The sequence below is a fragment of the Xenorhabdus eapokensis genome (assembly GCF_001908105.1).
In genome coordinates this window covers 42,673-62,813 of sequence record NZ_MKGQ01000020.1, presented here as the reverse complement: position 1 = coordinate 62,813, position 20,141 = coordinate 42,673, and the positions used below count along the sequence as shown (strand labels likewise).

At 42.7% G+C, this 20,141-nt stretch carries 17 protein-coding genes; all 17 read left to right on the top strand.

The window, feature by feature from the left end; translation table 11 throughout:
* The first annotated feature begins 1 nt into the window (after position 1).
* The 17 genes from rsmG (at position 2) to Xedl_RS13300 (ending at position 20,058) form a co-directional block, all read left to right on the top strand.
* A complete protein-coding gene (gene rsmG / locus Xedl_RS13380) occupies positions 2 to 622 on the top strand; it encodes a 16S rRNA (guanine(527)-N(7))-methyltransferase RsmG (protein ID WP_074024337.1) in 621 nt (206 codons plus the stop codon).
* Positions 623 to 1,233: 611 nt separating this feature from the next.
* Entirely contained in the window at positions 1,234 to 1,611 is a 378-nt protein-coding gene (gene atpI / locus Xedl_RS13375) for a F0F1 ATP synthase subunit I (protein ID WP_074024336.1), read from the top strand.
* Between the two features lie 31 nt (positions 1,612 to 1,642).
* Complete coding sequence (gene atpB / locus Xedl_RS13370) at positions 1,643 to 2,467, top strand: F0F1 ATP synthase subunit A (protein ID WP_074024335.1); 825 nt, start codon at positions 1,643 to 1,645, stop codon at positions 2,465 to 2,467.
* A 51-nt stretch (positions 2,468 to 2,518) separates the two neighbouring features.
* On the top strand, positions 2,519 to 2,758 hold the full coding sequence (gene atpE / locus Xedl_RS13365; protein ID WP_045967711.1) for a F0F1 ATP synthase subunit C: 240 nt from the start codon (positions 2,519 to 2,521) through the stop codon (positions 2,756 to 2,758).
* Between the two features lie 58 nt (positions 2,759 to 2,816).
* The gene (gene atpF / locus Xedl_RS13360; RefSeq protein WP_047770880.1) at positions 2,817 to 3,287 is read left to right on the top strand and encodes a F0F1 ATP synthase subunit B; all 471 of its coding nucleotides are present in this window, start codon (positions 2,817 to 2,819) and stop codon (positions 3,285 to 3,287) included.
* Between the two features lie 12 nt (positions 3,288 to 3,299).
* Positions 3,300 to 3,833: a F0F1 ATP synthase subunit delta gene (gene atpH / locus Xedl_RS13355; RefSeq protein WP_074024334.1), complete on the top strand. Its 534-nt coding sequence runs from the start codon at positions 3,300 to 3,302 to the stop codon at positions 3,831 to 3,833.
* A gap of 14 nt (positions 3,834 to 3,847) precedes the next feature.
* Positions 3,848 to 5,389: a F0F1 ATP synthase subunit alpha gene (gene atpA, locus Xedl_RS13350; protein ID WP_074018969.1), complete on the top strand. Its 1,542-nt coding sequence runs from the start codon at positions 3,848 to 3,850 to the stop codon at positions 5,387 to 5,389.
* Between the two features lie 72 nt (positions 5,390 to 5,461).
* Positions 5,462 to 6,325 (top strand): F0F1 ATP synthase subunit gamma, encoded by an 864-nt coding sequence (gene atpG, locus Xedl_RS13345; RefSeq protein ID WP_074019112.1) that lies wholly within the window; start codon positions 5,462 to 5,464, stop codon positions 6,323 to 6,325.
* Between the two features lie 34 nt (positions 6,326 to 6,359).
* Entirely contained in the window at positions 6,360 to 7,742 is a 1,383-nt protein-coding gene (gene atpD, locus Xedl_RS13340) for a F0F1 ATP synthase subunit beta (RefSeq protein WP_074024333.1), read from the top strand.
* Positions 7,743 to 7,763: 21 nt separating this feature from the next.
* Complete coding sequence (locus Xedl_RS13335) at positions 7,764 to 8,186, top strand: F0F1 ATP synthase subunit epsilon (RefSeq protein ID WP_045967700.1); 423 nt, start codon at positions 7,764 to 7,766, stop codon at positions 8,184 to 8,186.
* 140 nt (positions 8,187 to 8,326) lie between these two features.
* On the top strand, positions 8,327 to 9,727 hold the full coding sequence (gene glmU, locus Xedl_RS13330; protein ID WP_074024344.1) for a bifunctional UDP-N-acetylglucosamine diphosphorylase/glucosamine-1-phosphate N-acetyltransferase GlmU: 1,401 nt from the start codon (positions 8,327 to 8,329) through the stop codon (positions 9,725 to 9,727).
* A gap of 140 nt (positions 9,728 to 9,867) precedes the next feature.
* Positions 9,868 to 11,697, top strand: coding sequence for a glutamine--fructose-6-phosphate transaminase (isomerizing) (glmS, locus tag Xedl_RS13325; protein WP_074024332.1), 1,830 nt, complete (start codon positions 9,868 to 9,870; stop codon positions 11,695 to 11,697).
* A gap of 327 nt (positions 11,698 to 12,024) precedes the next feature.
* Positions 12,025 to 14,406 carry a type I restriction-modification system subunit M gene (locus tag Xedl_RS13320; protein WP_074018973.1) on the top strand — a complete coding sequence of 794 codons (2,382 nt, stop codon included), beginning with the start codon at positions 12,025 to 12,027 and terminating at the stop codon, positions 14,404 to 14,406.
* A gap of 10 nt (positions 14,407 to 14,416) precedes the next feature.
* A complete protein-coding gene (locus Xedl_RS13315) occupies positions 14,417 to 15,688 on the top strand; it encodes a restriction endonuclease subunit S (RefSeq protein ID WP_208605056.1) in 1,272 nt (423 codons plus the stop codon).
* A gap of 227 nt (positions 15,689 to 15,915) precedes the next feature.
* Entirely contained in the window at positions 15,916 to 18,960 is a 3,045-nt protein-coding gene (locus Xedl_RS13310) for a type I restriction endonuclease subunit R (protein WP_074024331.1), read from the top strand.
* 269 nt (positions 18,961 to 19,229) lie between these two features.
* Positions 19,230 to 19,535, top strand: coding sequence for a type II toxin-antitoxin system TacA family antitoxin (locus Xedl_RS13305; RefSeq protein ID WP_074024330.1), 306 nt, complete (start codon positions 19,230 to 19,232; stop codon positions 19,533 to 19,535).
* Positions 19,516 to 20,058 (top strand): GNAT family N-acetyltransferase, encoded by a 543-nt coding sequence (locus Xedl_RS13300; RefSeq protein ID WP_074024329.1) that lies wholly within the window; start codon positions 19,516 to 19,518, stop codon positions 20,056 to 20,058. Before Xedl_RS13305 ends, Xedl_RS13300 begins: the two co-directional genes overlap by 20 nt.
* The last annotated feature ends 83 nt before the right edge of the window (positions 20,059 to 20,141 follow it).

The window sequence follows — 20,141 nt, the reverse complement described above, 5'->3', positions numbered from 1 at the left end:
TTTGCTTAACAAATTGGAATCACTACTGGCGAAAACTGAACTTCAGTTAACACTGGAACAAAAACAACAGCTTATTGCCTATGTTGACATGCTGAATAAATGGAACAAGGCTTACAACCTGACATCTGTCCGTGATCCGGAACAGATGCTGGTTCGGCATATTATGGATAGCATCGTTGTTAATCCATTCCTGCATGGAACGCGTTTTATTGATGTGGGAACAGGGCCTGGCTTGCCAGGCATCCCACTGGCAATTGTACGCCCAGATTCTCATTTCACTTTATTGGATAGTTTGGGAAAACGGGTTTGCTTTTTGCGTCAGGTTCAACATGAACTAGGCTTGAACAATATTGAACCGGTACAAAGTCGGGTTGAAGAATTTATTCCTGAGCCTCCCTTTGATGGCGTGATTAGCCGTGCGTTTGCTTCGTTGCAAGACATGTTGTCATGGTGCAGTCATCTTCCTAAACCACTTGAAGGGCGTTTTTATGCCTTGAAAGGCGTATTGCCAGCAGAAGAATTATCTCAATTGCCAACAGGGGTGGTGCTCGACACCGTCATTCCTCTCCAGGTTGCAGAGTTAGACGAACAGCGTCATCTGGTAATACTTAAGTCAAACTAACTTTGCTATTTGTCAAAAAAAATCTAAATAATGAGTAACGTCAACTACATTTAAAATGTAACGGGCGTTACTCATTATTCTCTGCTATGGATTCAACTTTATTTACTGATTATTTACAGAAAACCAACAATATTTTTATATTGATAGCGTTTCTCTTTTTAAAGATTGCCATCGATTTTCTTTATAAATAAATTTTAGAGAAAGTGAGTAAAATAATCATTTAACCTTTTTTATCGATATACCAGATAAAACTTCATAGGTGTAATATTAATAGATTGATTTCTGTTGAAAAAAATAAAAGATTTTTATCACATAATTAATGATAAATATAATTAATGGGTTTTGTTTAATGTGATGTATATCACGTTTAATTTAAAGGCAATACCATTAGTCATTGCAGAATATTAAATGGTATTTGTGAGCGATCTAGCACCAAAGTTAGAAATTTAAATAATTATTCACTTTTTCGCTACTTATGGATTGAATTCATTTTAGCTGCCCGTATAATTTGCACGTTTTTGTCACTTGACACTCTTAAGCAAAGCCAGTTTTATACAACATTCAGCAGAGCCTGATATGTGATGGTGTACTACAGGGAGAAAACAAAAGTCATGTCTGTATCCCTTTACAGCGGTAGAATGGCACTGAAACTGTTATTTTTGCAGTTAATGACTTTTGTTATTCTCAGTGTAGCTTTTTGTACCAAAAGTATAGAGTGGGGCGCTTCTGCTTTTGCTGGTGGGCTAGCATGTTGGTTACCAAATACCATTTTTATGTTGCTTAGCCGCTTCCAAAAGGTAAAAGAAGAAGGGGTTCCAGTACGGATTGCATGGTTTTTCGCGATTAGCGAAGGGGTGAAGGTTATCATTACGATAACCGTGCTGATAGTCGCTTTAGGAGTGTTCAAGGCGGCATTTGCACCACTTGGTGTGGCCTATTTAGCGGTGCTGATTGTGCAGATCATCGCACCTGCCGTAATGAACGGTTAGCGTTTTTAACAACAAAAGGGTAAAAAGCATCATGTCTGCATCAGGAGAAGTTTCAACTTCGGAGTACATAAGTCATCACCTGAAGCATCTTCAGTTGGACTTACGTACCTTTGAGTTGGTCAATCCCCACGCTAGTGGTTATGAGGCGACGTTCTGGACATTGAATATCGACTCGCTTTTTTTCTCCATCGTATTAGGGATGTTGTTTCTATTTGTATTCAGAAGAGTCGCGGTTCGCGCTACTGAGGGTGTTCCGAGCAAATTTCAGACTGCAATAGAAATGGTAATCGGCTTCGTTGATAACACTGTGCGTGATATGTATCACGGCAAGAGCAAAGTGATAGCTCCTCTGGCTTTGACTGTGTTCGTCTGGGTGTTACTCATGAACGCATTGGACTTGCTGCCAATCGATTTGATTCCTTTAATCGGTGAACACTTCTTCGGCTTGCCTGCGCTGCGTATTGTTCCAACCGCAGATGTCAGTGTCACTTTGTCGATGGCTCTCGGTGTCTTTGTTCTCATTCTGTTCTACAGCATTAAGATAAAAGGAATTCGTGGTTTTGCGAAGGAGCTGACATTGCAGCCTTTCAATCATCCACTCTTTATTCCAATTAACTTAATCTTGGAAGGGGTCAGTTTGCTGTCTAAACCTATATCACTCGGTCTGCGACTGTTTGGTAATATGTATGCGGGCGAATTGATCTTTATTCTTATTGCGGCTCTTCTACCGTGGGGAGCACAGTGGTTACTCAGCTTGCCTTGGGCGATTTTCCACATACTGATTATTACGTTACAAGCCTTTATTTTCATGGTTCTGACGATTGTTTATCTGTCGATGGCATCTGAAGAGCATTAATTTTTATCAATCAATAATTGTGTTTTAACTTGAAACAAACTGGAGACTGTCATGGATATAAACATGGATCTGCTGTACATAGCTGCCGCTATTCTGATGGGTTTGGCGGCTATTGGTGCTGCGATCGGTATCGGCATCCTCGGGGGTAAATTCCTGGAAGGCGCTGCTCGCCAACCTGATCTGATTCCTCTGCTGCGTACGCAGTTCTTTATCGTCATGGGTCTGGTTGACGCCATCCCGATGATTGCTGTGGGCTTGGGCTTGTTTATGATGTTCGCTGTTGGCGGTTAATAAAATAGCAGAACTTAAAATTACGCCAATTCATTAATTGAAATAGAGGTATTGTGTCGTGAATATTAACGCAACAATCCTCGGCCAGGCCTTAGCGTTTGTCCTGTTTGTTTTGTTCTGCATGAAGTACGTATGGCCACCAATTATGGCGGCCATTGAAAAACGTCAGAAAGAGATTGCTGACGGTTTGGCTTCAGCAGAGCGTGCCAAAAAGAACCTGGACTTAGCGCAAGCCAATGCGACCGACCAACTGAAAAAAGCGAAAGCTGATGCACAAGTTATCATTGAGCAGGCTAATAAACAAAAAGCCCAAATTATTGATGATGCTAAAGCAGAAGCAGAGCTGGAACGTAACAGAATTGTAGCGCAAGCTCATGCTGAAATTGAAGCTGAACGCAAGCGCGCTCGTGAAGAGTTACGTAAACAGGTTGCGATGCTGGCGATCGCAGGTGCCGAGAAAATCATCGAACGTTCCGTGGATGAAGCTGCTAACAGCGACATCGTTGATAAACTGGTCGCTGAACTGTAAGGAGGGAGGGGCATGTCTGAATTCGCTACGGTAGCTCGCCCCTACGCCAAAGCAGCTTTTGACTTTGCTGTAGAACACCAGTCGCTTGAACACTGGCAGAATATGCTGGCGTTCATTGCTGAGGTTACTCGCAATGAGCAGGTTGATGAGCTGCTTTCCGGTTCATTAGCACCGGAAACGTTAGCCAAAACCTTTATCACCCTTTGTGGTGAGCAGGTTGATGAGCATGCTCAGAACTTTATTCGTGTAATGGCAGAAAATGGTCGCTTACTGGTACTGCCAGAAGTCTTCCAGCAATTTATCCAATTGCGTGCGTCACTTGAATCGACTATCAATGTTGAAGTGGCTTCTGCGTCCGAACTGAATGAGCAGCAGCAGGCTAAAATTTCTGCGGCGATGGAAAAACGTCTGTCACGCAAAGTGAAGCTGAATTGCAAAATTGACAAGTCTGTTATTGCCGGTGTCATTATCCGTGCAGGTGACATGGTAATAGATGGCAGTATTCGTGGCCGTCTGGATCGTTTAACAGACGTCTTGCAGTCTTAAGGGGACTGGAGCATATGCAACTGAATTCCACCGAAATCAGCGAACTGATCAAACAGCGTATTGCTCAGTTCAATGTCGTGAGCGAAGCTCACAATGAAGGTACGATTGTTTCCGTTAACGACGGGATTATTCGTATCCACGGTTTAGCCGATGTCATGCAGGGTGAAATGCTTTCTCTGCCTGGCAACCGTTACGCAATTGCACTGAACCTGGAGCGCGACTCTGTAGGTGCGGTTGTGATGGGGCCGTATGCTGACTTGGCCGAAGGCATGAAAGTCAAATGTACTGGCCGTATTTTGGAAGTGCCTGTTGGTCGTGGCCTGCTGGGTCGTGTTGTTAACACACTGGGTGAGCCAATTGATGGCAAAGGCGCTATTGAGAATGATGGTTTCTCACCGGTAGAAGTTATCGCACCAGGTGTTATCGATCGTCAATCCGTTGACCAGCCTGTCCAGACAGGTTACAAATCCGTTGATGCCATGATCCCAATTGGCCGTGGTCAGCGTGAGCTGGTCATCGGTGACCGTCAGACCGGTAAAACTGCTCTGGCTATTGATGCGATCATCAACCAGCGTAATTCTGGTATTAAATGTGTCTATGTTGCGATTGGTCAGAAAGCGTCTACCATTGCTAACGTAGTTCGTAAGCTGGAAGAACACGACGCACTGGAAAACACTATCGTTGTTGTGGCATCCGCTTCTGAATCTGCGGCTCTGCAATATCTGGCACCCTACTCTGGTTGTGCGATGGGTGAATACTTCCGTGATCGTGGTGAAGATGCACTGATTGTTTACGATGACTTGTCTAAACAGGCTGTCGCATACCGTCAGATTTCCCTGTTGCTGCGTCGTCCACCTGGACGTGAAGCATACCCTGGTGACGTTTTCTACCTGCACTCCCGTTTGCTGGAGCGTGCAGCGCGTGTTAACGCTGAATACGTTGAAAAATTCACTAATGGTGAAGTGAAAGGTAAAACAGGTTCTCTGACTGCACTGCCAATCATTGAAACTCAGGCGGGTGACGTTTCTGCGTTCGTACCAACAAACGTTATCTCCATCACTGATGGTCAGATCTTCCTTGAATCGTCTCTGTTCAACTCAGGTATCCGTCCAGCGGTTAACCCAGGGATTTCCGTATCCCGTGTCGGTGGTGCTGCTCAGACTAAGATCATCAAGAAACTGTCTGGTGGTATTCGTACCGCTCTGGCTCAGTACCGCGAACTGGCTGCATTCTCCCAGTTTGCTTCTGATCTGGATGATGCAACGCGTAAGCAGTTGGATCATGGTCAGAAAGTCACTGAGTTGCTGAAACAGAAACAGTATCAGCCGATGTCTATTGCACAGCAGGCTCTGTCTCTGTTTGCTGCTGAGCGTGGTTATTTGGAAGATATCGAAATCGCAAAAGTGGTCAGTTTCGAAGCTGCACTGTTGGCGTATGCTAACCGTGAACATGCTGATCTTCTGAAAGAGATTGACCAGTCTGGTGATTACAATGGAGAGATCGAAGCGAAGCTGAAAGCTCTGTTGGAATCCTTCAAGGCGACTCAGTCCTGGTAACACTATTCGGCCCTGTTTGATTCTATTTAATGAAAAAACATGGGCCGTCTGGTTGAATTCGGAGAAGCAGAAATGGCCGGCGCAAAAGAGATACGTACCAAAATCGCCAGTGTGCAGAACACGCAAAAAATCACTAAAGCGATGGAGATGGTCGCCGCGTCCAAAATGCGTAAAACGCAGGATCGCATGGCGGCCAGCCGTCCTTATGCAGAAACCATTCGCAATGTGATTGGACACCTTGCGTTAGGTAATCTGGAATACAAACATCCATACCTTGAAGAGCGCGAAGTCAAGCGTGTTGGGTACGTGGTTGTTTCGACTGATCGTGGTTTATGTGGCGGTTTGAACATTAACGTGTTCAAAAAATTGCTGATAGAAATGAAAGACTGGTCTGATAAAAACGTCCAAGTTGATTTGGCGCTTATTGGATCAAAAGCGGTTTCCTTCTTTTCTTCTGTTGGTGGCAACATCGTTGCTCAAGTAACAGGGATGGGAGATAACCCGTCATTATCCGAACTGATCGGGCCAGTCCACGTCATGATGCAAGCATATGACGAAGGACGTCTGGATAAACTGTATATAGTGACAAACAAGTTCATGAATACAATGTCTCAGGTTCCGACGATCACTCAGTTATTGCCTCTGCCAGCCGGAGACGATGAAACACTGAAGAAGAAGTCTTGGGACTATTTGTATGAACCTGATCCTAAGGCGCTGTTGGATACCCTGCTGCGCCGCTATATAGAAGCGCAAGTTTATCAAGGCGTCGTTGAAAACCTGGCTAGTGAACAGGCCGCACGAATGGTAGCGATGAAAGCCGCGACCGATAACGGTGGCAACCTGATCAAAGAGTTGCAGTTGGTTTACAACAAGGCTCGTCAGGCCAGCATCACTCAGGAACTCACCGAAATCGTTTCGGGTGCTTCTGCGGTTTAACAGCTAGGTTTACGAATTACGTAGAGGATTCAAGATGGCTACTGGAAAGATTATCCAGGTAATCGGCGCCGTGGTGGACGTCGAATTCCCTCAGGACAGCGTACCAAAAGTATACGATGCCCTTGAGGTTAAAAACGGTGAAGAAAAACTGGTGCTGGAAGTTCAGCAACAGTTAGGTGGTGGTATCGTTCGTTGTATCGCAATGGGTACTTCCGATGGCCTGCGCCGTAATTTGGACGTGACTGATTTAGGACACCCAATCGAAGTACCAGTGGGTAAAGCAACACTGGGCCGTATCATGAACGTATTGGGCGATCCAATTGACATGAAAGGTGAGATCGGCGAAGAAGAGCGCTGGTCAATTCACCGTACAGCACCAAGCTATGAAGAGTTATCTAACTCTCAGGAACTGCTGGAAACCGGTATCAAGGTGATGGACTTGATCTGCCCATTCGCTAAGGGTGGTAAAGTTGGTCTGTTTGGTGGTGCGGGTGTAGGTAAAACCGTTAACATGATGGAGCTGATTCGTAACATTGCGATCGAGCACTCAGGTTACTCTGTATTTGCCGGTGTTGGTGAGCGTACCCGTGAAGGTAACGACTTCTATCATGAAATGACCGATTCAAACGTACTAGACAAAGTTTCTCTGGTATACGGTCAGATGAATGAGCCACCAGGAAACCGTCTGCGTGTTGCATTGACCGGTTTGACAATGGCGGAAAAATTCCGTGATGAAGGCCGTGACGTTCTGTTGTTCGTTGATAACATTTACCGTTATACCCTGGCAGGGACAGAAGTATCTGCACTGTTGGGTCGTATGCCATCTGCGGTAGGTTATCAGCCAACGTTGGCGGAAGAGATGGGTGCCCTGCAAGAGCGTATCACCTCAACCAGAACAGGTTCCATCACTTCCGTACAGGCGGTTTACGTTCCTGCGGATGACTTGACTGACCCATCACCTGCGACAACTTTTGCTCACTTGGATGCAACCGTCGTATTGAGCCGCCAGATTGCATCTCTGGGTATTTACCCAGCGGTTGACCCTCTGGATTCAACCAGCCGTCAGCTTGACCCACTGGTTGTTGGTCAGGAGCATTATGACGTGGCTCGTGGTGTTCAGTCTATCCTGCAACGTTATCAGGAACTGAAAGACATCATTGCCATTCTGGGTATGGACGAACTGTCTGAAGACGACAAGCTGGTTGTGGCACGTGCCCGTAAGATCCAGCGCTTCCTGTCTCAGCCATTCTTCGTTGCAGAAGTCTTCACCGGCTCACCAGGTAAATTCGTTTCTCTGAAAGACACTATCCGTGGCTTCAAAGGCATCCTGAACGGTGATTATGACCACCTGCCAGAGCAGGCGTTCTACATGGTTGGTACCATCGAAGAAGCTGTGGAAAAAGCGAAAACGCTTTAATACGGCTGACGGGAGGTTGATATGGCTGCAATGACGTTCTCCCTGAACGTAGTCAGTGCTGAAAAACAGATGTTTGAAGGGCTGGTACAGAAAATTCAGGTGACAGGTAGTGAAGGTGAGCTGGGGATCTATCCTCAACACACACCACTGCTTACTGCCATAAAACCGGGCATGATACGTATTGTTAAGCAGTTTGGTGAAGAAGAATTTATCTACCTGTCAGGTGGTATTCTTGAAGTTCAGCCAAACGGCGTTATCGTACTGGCCGATACAGCGATCCGTGGTAAGGATTTGGACGAAGCTAAAGTGCTTGAAGCCAAGCGCAAGGCAGAAGAACACATCCGTAATTCTCACGGCGATGTTGATTATGCTCAGGCATCTGCTGAATTGTCGAAAGCGATCGCGAAACTTCGCGTTATCGAGCTGACAAAAAAAATGATGTAATGTACCAAAGGGTATAGGCAGTTAGATAAAAAGCCAGTTGGTGAAAACTAACTGGCTTTTTTGCATTGCGAAATATGTGGCAATTTATTTCGCAAACAGGTTTACTTTCATACTTAAAAATTGGGATTGTCAGGTTTCTTATGTCTGTGATTGCAAATAATGACAACGTAAATAGTGTCGGTACAAAAAGTGTCGTGATCCTTGCCGCTGGCAAGGGAACTCGCATGTATTCCGCGCTTCCTAAAGTTCTGCACTTGCTAGCCGGTAAGCCGATGGTTCAGCATGTTATTGATACCGCAATGGAGTTAGGTGCCCAAAATATTCACTTGGTTTATGGGCATGGTGGTGATTTGATGAAACAAGCACTTCCCAACCAGGATCTCAATTGGGTACTGCAAGCTGAACAGCTTGGCACGGGTCATGCCATGCAGCAAGCGGCTCCGCATTTTTCGGATAATGAAGATATTCTGATCCTTTACGGTGATGTGCCCTTGATTGGCAAAGATACTTTGGCGCGTTTGATTGAAGCCAAGCCAGAGGGTGGAATTGGTTTATTAACAGCAATTCTGGATAATCCAACAGGTTATGGTCGTATCATTCGTGAAGATGGTGAAGTGACGGGCATTATCGAACAGAAAGATGCAACGGAAGCACAGCGCAAAATTAACGAGATTAATACCGGTATTTTGGTCGCAAATGGCGGTGATTTGAAACGTTGGTTATCCCGGTTGGAAAACAATAACGCACAGGGAGAATATTACCTGACGGATGTTATTGCGCTTGCACACAAAGAAGGCCGTCAAATCAAGGCCGTACACCCAAGCCGTTTAAGTGAGATGGAAGGGGTCAACAATCGCCTGCAACTTTCTGCCTTAGAGCGTATTTACCAATCTGAACAAGCAGAAAAATTACTGCTGGCGGGCGTCATGTTGTTAGATCCTGCTCGTTTTGATCTGCGCGGAACATTAGAACATGGTCGAGATGTGGTGATTGATACCAATGTGATTATTAAAGGTCATGTCACACTGGGAAATAATGTTCAGATTGGCTCTGGTTGTATCCTGAAAAATTGTGTTATTGGTGATGGGGCAGTCATTGACCCCTACACTATCATTGAAGATTCTGAAATTGCGGCTGAATGCACTATTGGGCCTTTTGCCCGTTTACGCCCTGGCTCCAAATTGGCGGAAAAAGCTCACGTTGGCAATTTCGTTGAAATGAAAAAATCCTCGCTTGGCAAAGGTTCCAAGGCTGGTCACCTGACTTATCTTGGTGATTCTGAAATTGGCAATAATGTAAATATTGGTGCGGGAACCATTACTTGTAACTATGATGGCGCCAATAAATTTAAGACCATCATTGGTGATGATGTTTTTGTTGGTTCTGACACCCAACTTGTTGCGCCAGTTATGGTAGCGAAAGGCGCGACGATTGGTGCCGGAACCACAGTAACAAAAGACATTGCTGAGAACGAATTGGTTATCAGTCGCGTAAAGCAAACTCATATTAAAAACTGGCAGCGTCCAGTGAAGAAAAAATAATTAAGATATATCCATAATAAAAATCCCCATCTCTACAAAGCTCGGGGACGGCAAAGTCGAAACGCGATTTGCCGTAGGACAATCAGGTTGTGCGACATAAAAAGGGCGTTGTTTAGCCCTGTTTTTGGGAATAAAACAAAATGTGTGGAATTGTTGGTGCAGTAGCACAACGGGATATTGCAGAAATACTGATCGAAGGTCTTCGTCGCCTGGAATATCGTGGTTATGACTCTGCGGGTATAGCTGTCGTTGACAGTGAAAACCGTATGACCCGCCTGCGTGAAGTGGGTAAAGTGCAGATGCTGGCTGATGAAGCAGACAAACAGCCGGTTATTGGCGGCACGGGGATCGCTCATACTCGTTGGGCGACTCACGGTGAACCAAGTGAACGTAATGCTCATCCTCATGTTTCTGAACACATTGCGGTTGTGCATAACGGCATTATTGAAAACCACGAAGAACTGCGCGAAGAATTGAAAGCGCGTGGTTATATCTTCTCTTCTGATACAGATACAGAAACGATCGCTCATCTTGTTCACTGGGAACAGAAACAAAGTGGTTCACTGTTGGAAGTGGTGCAGCGTGTGATTCCAAAATTGCGTGGCGCTTATGGCACTGTAATTATGGATAGCCGTCATCCTGATGTGCTGATCGCTGCGCGTTCTGGCAGCCCATTAGTAATTGGCCTTGGTGTAGGGGAAAATTTCCTTGCATCTGACCAATTAGCGTTACTACCGGTGACTCGTCGCTTTATCTATCTGGAAGAGGGAGATATCGCAGAAATCACTCGCCGTACCGTTCGCATCTTTGATATACAGGGCGAAGCAGTTGAACGTGAACAAATTGAATCCAACGTTCAGTACGATGCAGGTGATAAAGGTGTATACCGTCACTACATGCAGAAAGAGATTTACGAACAGCCAATGGCGATCAAAAGCACATTGGAAGGCCGTTTGAGCAATGGTCAGGTAAATCTGTCAGAACTGAGCGTTAATGCTGCGCAATTGCTGTCTCAAGTTGAGCATATTCAAATCGTTGCTTGCGGTACTTCCTACAATGCAGGAATGGTTTCGCGCTACTGGTTCGAATCACTGGCAGGTATTCCATGTGATGTTGAAATCGCGTCTGAATTTCGTTACCGCAAGCCGGCGCGCCGTAAAGGAAGCCTGCTAATCACGCTGTCCCAATCTGGCGAAACGGCTGATACCTTGGCAGCCCTGCGTTTATCCAAAGAACTGGGTTATCTGACTTCGTTGACCATCTGTAACGTCGCCGGTTCCTCTTTGGTACGTGAATCTGAATTTGCCCTGATGACCAAAGCAGGGGCTGAAATCGGCGTGGCATCCACTAAAGCCTTTACCACCCAGCTAACTGTATTGCTGATGCTGGTGGCTTACATGGGACGCCTGAAAGGCGCGGATACTGCATTGGAACAAGATATTGTCCATGCCCTACATGCCCTGCCAAGCCGCATTGAAAGCATGTTATCCAAAGACAAGCTGATTGAAGCATTGGCAGAAGATTTCTCTGAAAAACATCATGCCTTGTTCCTTGGCCGTGGTGATCAATACCCGATCGCGGTTGAAGGTGCACTGAAACTGAAAGAGATCTCCTATATTCACGCAGAAGCCTACGCTGCTGGTGAATTGAAACATGGTCCATTGGCATTGATCGACGCGGATATGCCAGTGATCATCGTTGCACCGAACAATGAACTGCTGGAAAAATTAAAATCCAATATCGAAGAAGTTCGTGCCCGTGGCGGTTTGTTGTATGTCTTCGCCGATCAGGATGCGGGTTTCACCAACAGCGAAAACATGAAGATCATCTCCCTGCCACACGTAGAAGAGCTGATCGCACCGATCTTTTATACCGTGCCACTGCAATTACTGTCTTACCACGTTGCATTGATCAAAGGCACAGACGTGGATCAGCCGAGGAACTTGGCGAAGTCGGTGACGGTGGAGTGATGGTGTTGTAGTTAACTATCAGAGATCTGTCTTATAAAGGCAGATCTCACCACATTTGGATAATTTGCAAGTAATGAATTTATCATTTTTTTCTGCAAACAGATCATAGTTATTTTCAAGTATGATGTCTGAACTAAACTCAATATATCCTCAAAAAACTCACAGTTTCGATTGTTGCTATGTGACTTGACAATCAAAGTTTCTACTGCATAACTAAGCAAGATTTTATTTCTTTATGTGATTTTTTCATTCATTAATCACATGATTTGTTATTAATTTTAAAAGAATAATGTGACCACTGAGGTTGTCACACTAAACGGAAAAGATATGAACCACAGCGTACACAATAAACTAGTTTCTTTTATTTGGAACATTGCTGATGATTGCCTGCGTGACGTGTATGTACGCGGTAAGTATCGTGATGTGATCCTGCCTATGGTGGTGTTGCGCCGTTTGGATACCTTGCTGGAGCCGACCAAAGAAGCGGTACTTGAAGAAGTTAGGTTCCAGAAAGAAGAGATGAATTCCATTGAGCTGGATGATGATCCGTTAATAAAAGCTAGCGGCTATGTGTTTTACAACACCTCCAAATGGACACTAAAAACATTGCTCAATACCGCAACTAACAACCAGCAAATCTTGCTTGAAAACTTTAATGAGTACTTGTTGGGGTTTAGTAACAACGTTAAAGAGATTATTGAGTGTTTTAATCTGAAGTCGCAAATCCGCCATATGGCTTCTAAGCAAGTACTCCTAGACGTAGTTGAAAAGTTTGTATCAGATTATATAAACCTAACCCCAAAAGAGACCACCGATCCAGATGGCAATAAACTACCAGCTCTTACCAACTTGGGAATGGGGTATGTCTTTGAGGAACTTATCCGTAAATTCAATGAAGAAAACAATGAAGAGGCTGGTGAGCATTTCACACCGCGCGAAGTGATTGAATTGATGGTTCACTTACTTTTTGATCCAGTAGAAGGCTCGTTACCACTCACCATGACCGTGTATGATCCCGCTTGTGGTAGTGGCGGTATGCTTACGGAATCGCAAAACTTTATTAAAGAAAAGTATCCAAAAGATAACCGCGACATTTACCTGTATGGTAAGGAAATTAACGACGAAACGTATGCCATCTGTAAATCCGATATGATCATTAAGAATAATAATCCGGAAAATATCAGGGTTGGCTCGACTTTATCTACTGACGAATTTTACTCAAATTGTTTCGATTTTATGCTGTCTAATCCTCCTTATGGCAAAAGCTGGGCGTCCGAACAGAAGCACATTAAAAATGGCACTGAAGTGATTGATCCACGCTTCAAGGTCAAATTAAAGGATTTTTGGGGAGTTGAATCTGACTATGATGCGACGCCTCGCTCAAGTGATGGTCAGTTACTGTTTCTGATGGAAATGGTCAGCAAAACGAAGTCACCAAAAATTAGCCCGTGGGGAAGTCGTATAGCTTCTGTTCACAATGGTTCTAGCTTATTTACCGGTGATGCGGGTGGTGGCGAGAGCAATATCCGTCGCTACATCATAGAAAACGATATGCTGGAGGCGATTGTTCAGCTACCAAATAACTTTTTTTATAACACGGGTATTACTACTTATATTTGGATACTGAGCAATAATAAATCAAAAAATCGTCGTGGCAAGGTTCAACTGATCGATGCCAGCCTTTTATATCGTAAATTGCGTAAGAACCTTGGCAATAAGAATTGTGAGTTTGCTCCTGAACATATTGAAGAAATAACCAGTACTTATCTATCCTGTGCCACTGTTGAGCGTCAATTGGATGCTAACGGTGATCCAGTTGGCATTGCTAGCCAAGTATTTCGTAACGATGATTTTGGTTACTACAAAGTCATCATTGAGCGCCCTGATCGCCGTAAAGCAAAATTCACTCATGATGCTATCAATCCACTTCGTTTTGACAAACAGTTAAGTGATGTTATGTCACACTTATATGCTGAGCATGGTGACAAGGTGTATGAGAAAGGTTTCCTGAAATCGATTGAAAAAGAGATTATATCTTGGTGTGAAGAAAATGACATCAGTTTGAATACTAAAGCGAAAGTCAAGCTTTTGGATATTAATCACTGGTTGTCACTCAAATCTGTGTATGAAACAGCTAAGCAATTAATGGCAGCAATTGGGACAAGTGAATTTGATGATTTCAACGTTTTTAAATCACAAGTGGAACAGGAGTTGAAAACACACCAAATTAAGCTCTCGGCTACCGAGAAAAACGCGATCCTGAACGCGGTGAGCTGGTATGATGAAACAGCGGCTAAGGTCATCAAAAAGGTAGTCAAATTAACGGGTGATAAACTTGATGAGCTTTTGGAATGCTACGAATGTGAAGTTTCAGATCTGCCTGATTTTGGTTTTTATCCTACAGACAAAAAAGGTGAATATGTCACCTATGAGACGAGTTCTGATTTGCGTGATAGCGAGTCCATACCGCTGAACCAAAGCATCTACGAATATTTTCAGAAAGAAGTGAAACCTTATGTCGATGAGGCATGGATCAACTTGGATTCAGTAAAAATCGGATATGAGATTAGCTTTAATAAATACTTCTATCGTCATAAACCACTTCGCACGCTTGAAGAGGTGGCATCAGATATCATTAGTCTGGAGCAGAAGGCTGAGGGCTTGATTGCGCAAATTCTGGGCTTGTCAGTTGAAAAGGCTCAAGGGTAAGGGGACATTCATGGTAAGGATTGCAGAAATGTCGAAATATGAGTCTTATAAAGACTCGGGTGAAGGTTGGATAGGAAACGTACCTTCGCACTGGGATGTAAAAAAATTAAAGCATCTGTTTTTTGAAAAAAAACATACAAAAAATATGAGCCTCAATTGTGGTTCTATTAGTTTTGGTGAAGTAGTAACCAAAAATGATGAGAAAGTACTTGAGAGTACTAAAGCGTCATATCAGGAAGTTTTGTCTGGTGAATTTTTGATTAATCCACTTAATCTCAATTATGACTTAATCAGTTTAAGAATAGCGTTATCGCAGATTAATGTTGTTGTAAGCGCTGGTTACCTTGTAATCAAGGAAAAAAGTGTACTTGATAAAGGGTACTTCAAATATCTTCTGCATAGGTACGACGTAGCTTATATTAAACTACTGGGCTCTGGTGTGCGGCAAACTATTAGTTTTAACCATATCGCAAATAGCATGTTGTTGTATCCACCTATTCAAGAACAATCAATCATAGCTAAATACCTCGGCCAAAAAACCGCCCAAATCGACGAAGCTATCTCAATCAAAGAGCAGCAAATAGCTTTGTTAAAAGAACGTAAGCAAATCACCATCCAGAAGGCTGTGACACAAGGACTTAATCCTAATGTACCGATGAAAGATTCAGGTGTGGATTGGATTGGGCAGATACCGGAACATTGGGAAGTTAGGAAATTAAAGTATTGTCTTACCCTGACTAAAGATAAAGTAGAAAGTAAGTATTCAGATTTTCAGTATCTTGGTATGGAGTCTGTTCAGGCAGGTACGGGGTTACTTAGCGGGGTAGATAGTGAAGCCGATGGACTCGCTAATATTTTTAAAAAAGGACAAATCTTATTCGGAAAATTAAGACCTTATCTTGCTAAAGTTTACTTAGCTGAATTTGGTGGGGTTTGTTCTACCGAATTTCTGGTATTTGATATTAATTCATCATTCAATAGAGAGTTTATATCAAAGTTATTATTATCTGACGGATTTATAAAAACAGTTGATGCATCTACTTATGGCTCAAAAATGCCAAGAGCAAATCCCGACTTCATTTTAAACATGCTATTACCTGTTCCTCCTAGCAATGAGCAAGCAAATATATCCAAATATATTAGTATAATATTAGATTTTTCTGAATCTGCTGAAAAAAATTTGATTCAGCAAATCAAAAAACTCAAAGAATACAAAACCTCACTCATCAATAGTGCTGTAACCGGCAAAATCAAAATAACACCTGAAATGACTGAAGCATAAGTAAACAGGCGTTATGTTTACAGTTACATCAAACTGATCTTGAAATGGATGTGGTGGGTAATAAAAACCTTCCCGCATCCAATTTTCTGTAACTTCTGCGATTCAGTCACAATCTATCGCTAGGCATCTCGCTTACATAAGTAAATTAGAATAACCTTTACAAGGTTCGTTGCAAAAAGTGACAGAGGCACTAGCGCAAAAGAATTTTGGATAAGGATAATTTGATTATGGTTAGTAAAACTAACGAACAAGCATTAGAGTCAACAATTGAGAAGTGCTTAGCGGGGATTAGTTCCGAAGAATTGAAAGAAGGTTTATCTCTTCAAGATACAGGGTTTGTATATTCTGTTGGATCATCTCCAGACTCCGCTGGGTATTCTATTGGAGTTCCTTTAGATTTCGACAATCAATATGCGTTAGATAAGCGGTTTTTCTGGCAGTTTTTGGAAAAAACACAAAAAGAAGAGCTTGCCAAACTCAAGAAAAATTCCCCCTCTGATTGGAAAAGAAAACTGCTTGAACGTTATGACCGTCTGATTAAAAAACATGGTGTCTTACATCTTCTTAAAAAAGGGTTAAGTGTCGATGATGCACACTTTGATCTGATGTATTCAGTACCACTAGCCAGTAGCAGCGATAAGGTAAAACAAAATTTTACTGACAATATTTTCAGTTGTACCCGACAAGTGCGCTATTCACTTGCTAATCCGCGACAAGAAATTGACATGGTTTTGTTTATCAATGGCATTCCGATTATTACTCTGGAGCTTAAGAATGCCTGGACAGGCCAAACAGCAAGATACCATGGGAAAAAACAGTATCGTGAAGATAGAGATACTAACCAGCCATTATTAACTTTTGGGCGCTGTTTGGTACATATGGCGGTGGATACCGATGAAGTCTATATGACAACTAAGCTGGCAGGTAAAAATACCTTCTTCCTGCCGTTCAACAAGGGGTACAACCTTGGTCAGGGCAATCCACCCAATCGCAACGGACACAAAACAGCTTATCTATGGGAAGAAATTTTCACTAAAGAAAGCATTGCTAATATCATTCAGCACTTTGTTCGTCTGGATGGAACCAGTAAAGATCTGCTCTCAAAGAGAACACTTTTCTTTCCTCGTTATCATCAGTTGGATGTCGTGCGTAAGTTAGTGGCTCACGCATCGATCTACGGTATTGGTCAAACTTATTTAATTCAACATTCAGCCGGTTCAGGGAAGTCTAATTCCATTACATGGGCTGCTTATCAACTTATTGAAACCTATCCCGCTTCGGAAGCTATCTCAGATGGACGAGGTCTTGAGCAACCCTTATTTGACTCTGTCATTGTTGTGACAGATAGACGACTATTGGATGAGCAGCTTAGGAAGAATATTAAGGGTTTCTCTGAAGTTAAGAACATCATTGCATCGGTACATAAATCATCTGAGCTTAAACAAGCGTTAGAAAATGGTAAAAAGATCATTATCACAACGATCCAGAAATTTCCGTTTATCATTGATGGTATCGCTGACCTCAGTGACAAACGATTTGCAGTAATTATTGATGAGGCGCACAGTTCTCAGTCCGGGTCAGCGCATGACAATATGAACCAAGCCATGGGTAAACCGGATGTTGAAGAGGATGCGCAGGATAAGATCTTGCAAGCGATGAAATCACGCAAGATGCGTGGTAATGCATCTTATCTGGCGTTCACAGCAACCCCTAAGAACAGCACGCTGGAGAAGTTTGGTCAGTGTCAGGAGGATGGGTCATTTAAACCATTCCACCTGTACTCAATGAAGCAAGCCATTGAGGAAGGTTTTATTTTGGATGTGCTCGCTAACTACACTACTTATAGAAGTTACTACGAAATAGAAAAATCGATAGCTGAGAACCCTGAGTTTGATACTAAAAAAGCGCAGAAGAAGTTGCGTGCTTATGTTGAGCGTAGCCAGCAGACCATTGATACTAAAGCTGAGATCATGCTTGAACACTTTATCCCTCATATAGTGAATGCCAAAAAACTCAAAGGGAAAGGTAAAGGTATGGTCGTAACCCAGAACATTGAGACAGCGATTCGATACTACAAAGCAATTAGTCATATTTTAGAAGAGCAAGGCAACCCTTTTAAGGTGCTAATCGCCTTTTCAGGATCTAAAGAAGTCGATGGTATTGAATATACAGAGGCAGAGATCAATGGCTTTGCCGAAATGGGTACTAAGGATAAGTTTGATACAGATGAATATCGTTTGCTTGTGGTTGCTAACAAGTACCTTACCGGATTTGATCAACCAAAACTTTGTGCAATGTATGTGGATAAGAAGTTGGCCAGCGTTTTATGTGTACAAACACTCTCTCGCTTAAATCGTAGTGCACCTAAATTGGGTAAGAAGACAGAAGACTTGTTTATATTGGATTTCTTTAACTCAGTGGAGGATATTAAAACAGCATTTGATCCCTTTTATACCGCAACATCACTGTCTCAGGCTACGGATATTAATGTCCTCCATGAGCTAAAAGATGAAATGGATGATGTGGGGGTTTATGAATGGTATGAAGTTGAAGATTTCGTTATCCGTTATTTCAATAATGAAGATGCCCAAACATTGAGTCCAATTATCGATAAGGCGGTTGGGCGGTTTGACAGCGAGCTAGATCTTACACCTCAGGCCAAAGTAGATTTCAAAATTAAAGCCAAGCAATTTGTGAAAATTTACAGCCAGATGGCATCCATCATGCCTTATGAATTTGTGTCATGGGAAAAACTGTTCTGGTTTCTTAAGTTTCTGATCCCTAAATTGAACGTGGAAGATCCAGACGAAGAGGTTTTCGACAAATTACTGGAGTCAGTAGATTTGAGTTCTTATGGTCTACAACGAGTTCAGCTAAATCATAGTATTAAATTGGATGACTCTGAGTCAGAACTAGAGCCTCAGAATCCTAATCCAAGAGGTGCCTATGGAATGGGGAAAGAAACCGAAGAATTAGATGAAATTATTCGTACTTTTAATGATAAATGGTTCCAGGGCTGGAGTGCAACCCCTGAGGAACAAAGGGTCAAGTTTGTGAATATAGCGGACAGTATCCGCAATCATCCTGATTTTGAAGCAAAGTATAAAAACAATCTAGATCCACATAACCGAGAGTTAGCTTTCGAAAAAATGTTGAAGGAAATTATGCTCCAGCGTCGAAAAGAGGAGCTGGAACTTTACAAACTGTTCGCAAACGATCCTGCCTTCAAAGTTTCTTGGACTCAAAGTATGCAACGAATAATTGGGGAGTAGGTAATTGCCTTAATTTATAATTTTTTATTTTAAATACATTCAGTTAAAAAATTTGAAGCAATTCTAAACCAACAATTAGACAGCGTTGGAACCAGCAAATAGATGTCACTCAATTATTAAACTTTCATCTTATATGTACGGCTTACAGCCGTACATAATTGCATCTATCTCCACTAAATGCTATCTTCCATCAGTACAATATATACACGAAAGCTATTACTACAAACGAGTAAGAAATGGTAATTATCAAACAACAGGAGTGACCTAGAATGGCAACGATATCAGTGGAAAAAACACTCAAAGCGGCTAAAAATGCGCGCATAGAGTTAAAAACCAGCACCGAGCTAAAAGAAATCTTACGTCAGGCTGCGCAGGTTGCTGGTGTCGATTTAAGTGCTTTTATCTTGAACACAGCTTTCGAACGAGCAGAAGAAGTTCTGGAAAACCAAAAACGCCGTGAGTTAGATGAAGAAAACTGGCGTACCTTGAATGTATTGATTGCTGAACCCGCATCTCCAACACTTGCTTTATGTGCTTTGATGAGAAAGAACAGAGATGGAAAAGCTATTAAATGAAATCATGGTTGAATACATTTGTGTGAACTATCAGAGCGATATGACATATCCAGGGCAAAAAGCTTTTGATTGTGGCAATCATGTTATTAATCGTTACGTTCGCAGTAGTCTTAGGAGTAACGTCGCCAATGGAAATTGTGTTGCCAAGGTTCTAATTGACACCAAAACGGGGGAATTACTTGGAGTTTGTAGTTTTACTGGCTATTCATTGGCAAAATCTCGGCTCAGTGGTGTATTGAGCGGCTCTATGCCAAGTGACCTTTCTGTCGTTCGTTTGGTGATGCTAGGAGTATCAGTTAAGCATCAAAATAAAGGATATGGTCATATTTTAATGAGGGAATTTTTACAGCATGTCATTAAAGTTCATAATGTGATGCCCATTAAGGGAATATTTCTGGATGCTGATCCTGATGCCATTGCATTTTATACACTCCTAGGATTTGTTGAATTGGGAATTTCTTCACCCAATAGAACAACTCCCATGTTTTTAAAAATTCAGGATTTATTGGCAGCTATAAAGTAACAGCTATTCATTTTTTGAATAACTAACCATTAACATCCTGATACTCCCCCTACATAAATGCAAATGGTTGCTTCTGCAAATAA

Excerpts from the sequence above, each read along its gene's own strand:
- atpI (WP_074024336.1), top strand. The coding sequence starts at position 1,234 with ATGTCTGTATCCCTTTACAGCGGTAGAATGGCACTGAAACTGTTATTT.
- atpB (WP_074024335.1), top strand. The coding sequence starts at position 1,643 with ATGTCTGCATCAGGAGAAGTTTCAACTTCGGAGTACATAAGTCATCAC.
- atpE (WP_045967711.1), top strand. The coding sequence starts at position 2,519 with ATGGATATAAACATGGATCTGCTGTACATAGCTGCCGCTATTCTGATG.
- atpH (WP_074024334.1), top strand. The coding sequence starts at position 3,300 with ATGTCTGAATTCGCTACGGTAGCTCGCCCCTACGCCAAAGCAGCTTTT.
- atpA (WP_074018969.1), top strand. The coding sequence starts at position 3,848 with ATGCAACTGAATTCCACCGAAATCAGCGAACTGATCAAACAGCGTATT.
- atpG (WP_074019112.1), top strand. The coding sequence starts at position 5,462 with ATGGCCGGCGCAAAAGAGATACGTACCAAAATCGCCAGTGTGCAGAAC.
- atpD (WP_074024333.1), top strand. The coding sequence starts at position 6,360 with ATGGCTACTGGAAAGATTATCCAGGTAATCGGCGCCGTGGTGGACGTC.
- Xedl_RS13335 (WP_045967700.1), top strand. The coding sequence starts at position 7,764 with ATGGCTGCAATGACGTTCTCCCTGAACGTAGTCAGTGCTGAAAAACAG.
- glmU (WP_074024344.1), top strand. The coding sequence starts at position 8,327 with ATGTCTGTGATTGCAAATAATGACAACGTAAATAGTGTCGGTACAAAA.
- glmS (WP_074024332.1), top strand. The coding sequence starts at position 9,868 with ATGTGTGGAATTGTTGGTGCAGTAGCACAACGGGATATTGCAGAAATA.
- Xedl_RS13320 (WP_074018973.1), top strand. The coding sequence starts at position 12,025 with ATGAACCACAGCGTACACAATAAACTAGTTTCTTTTATTTGGAACATT.
- Xedl_RS13315 (WP_208605056.1), top strand. The coding sequence starts at position 14,417 with ATGGTAAGGATTGCAGAAATGTCGAAATATGAGTCTTATAAAGACTCG.
- Xedl_RS13310 (WP_074024331.1), top strand. The coding sequence starts at position 15,916 with ATGGTTAGTAAAACTAACGAACAAGCATTAGAGTCAACAATTGAGAAG.
- Xedl_RS13305 (WP_074024330.1), top strand. The coding sequence starts at position 19,230 with ATGGCAACGATATCAGTGGAAAAAACACTCAAAGCGGCTAAAAATGCG.
- Xedl_RS13300 (WP_074024329.1), top strand. The coding sequence starts at position 19,516 with ATGGAAAAGCTATTAAATGAAATCATGGTTGAATACATTTGTGTGAAC.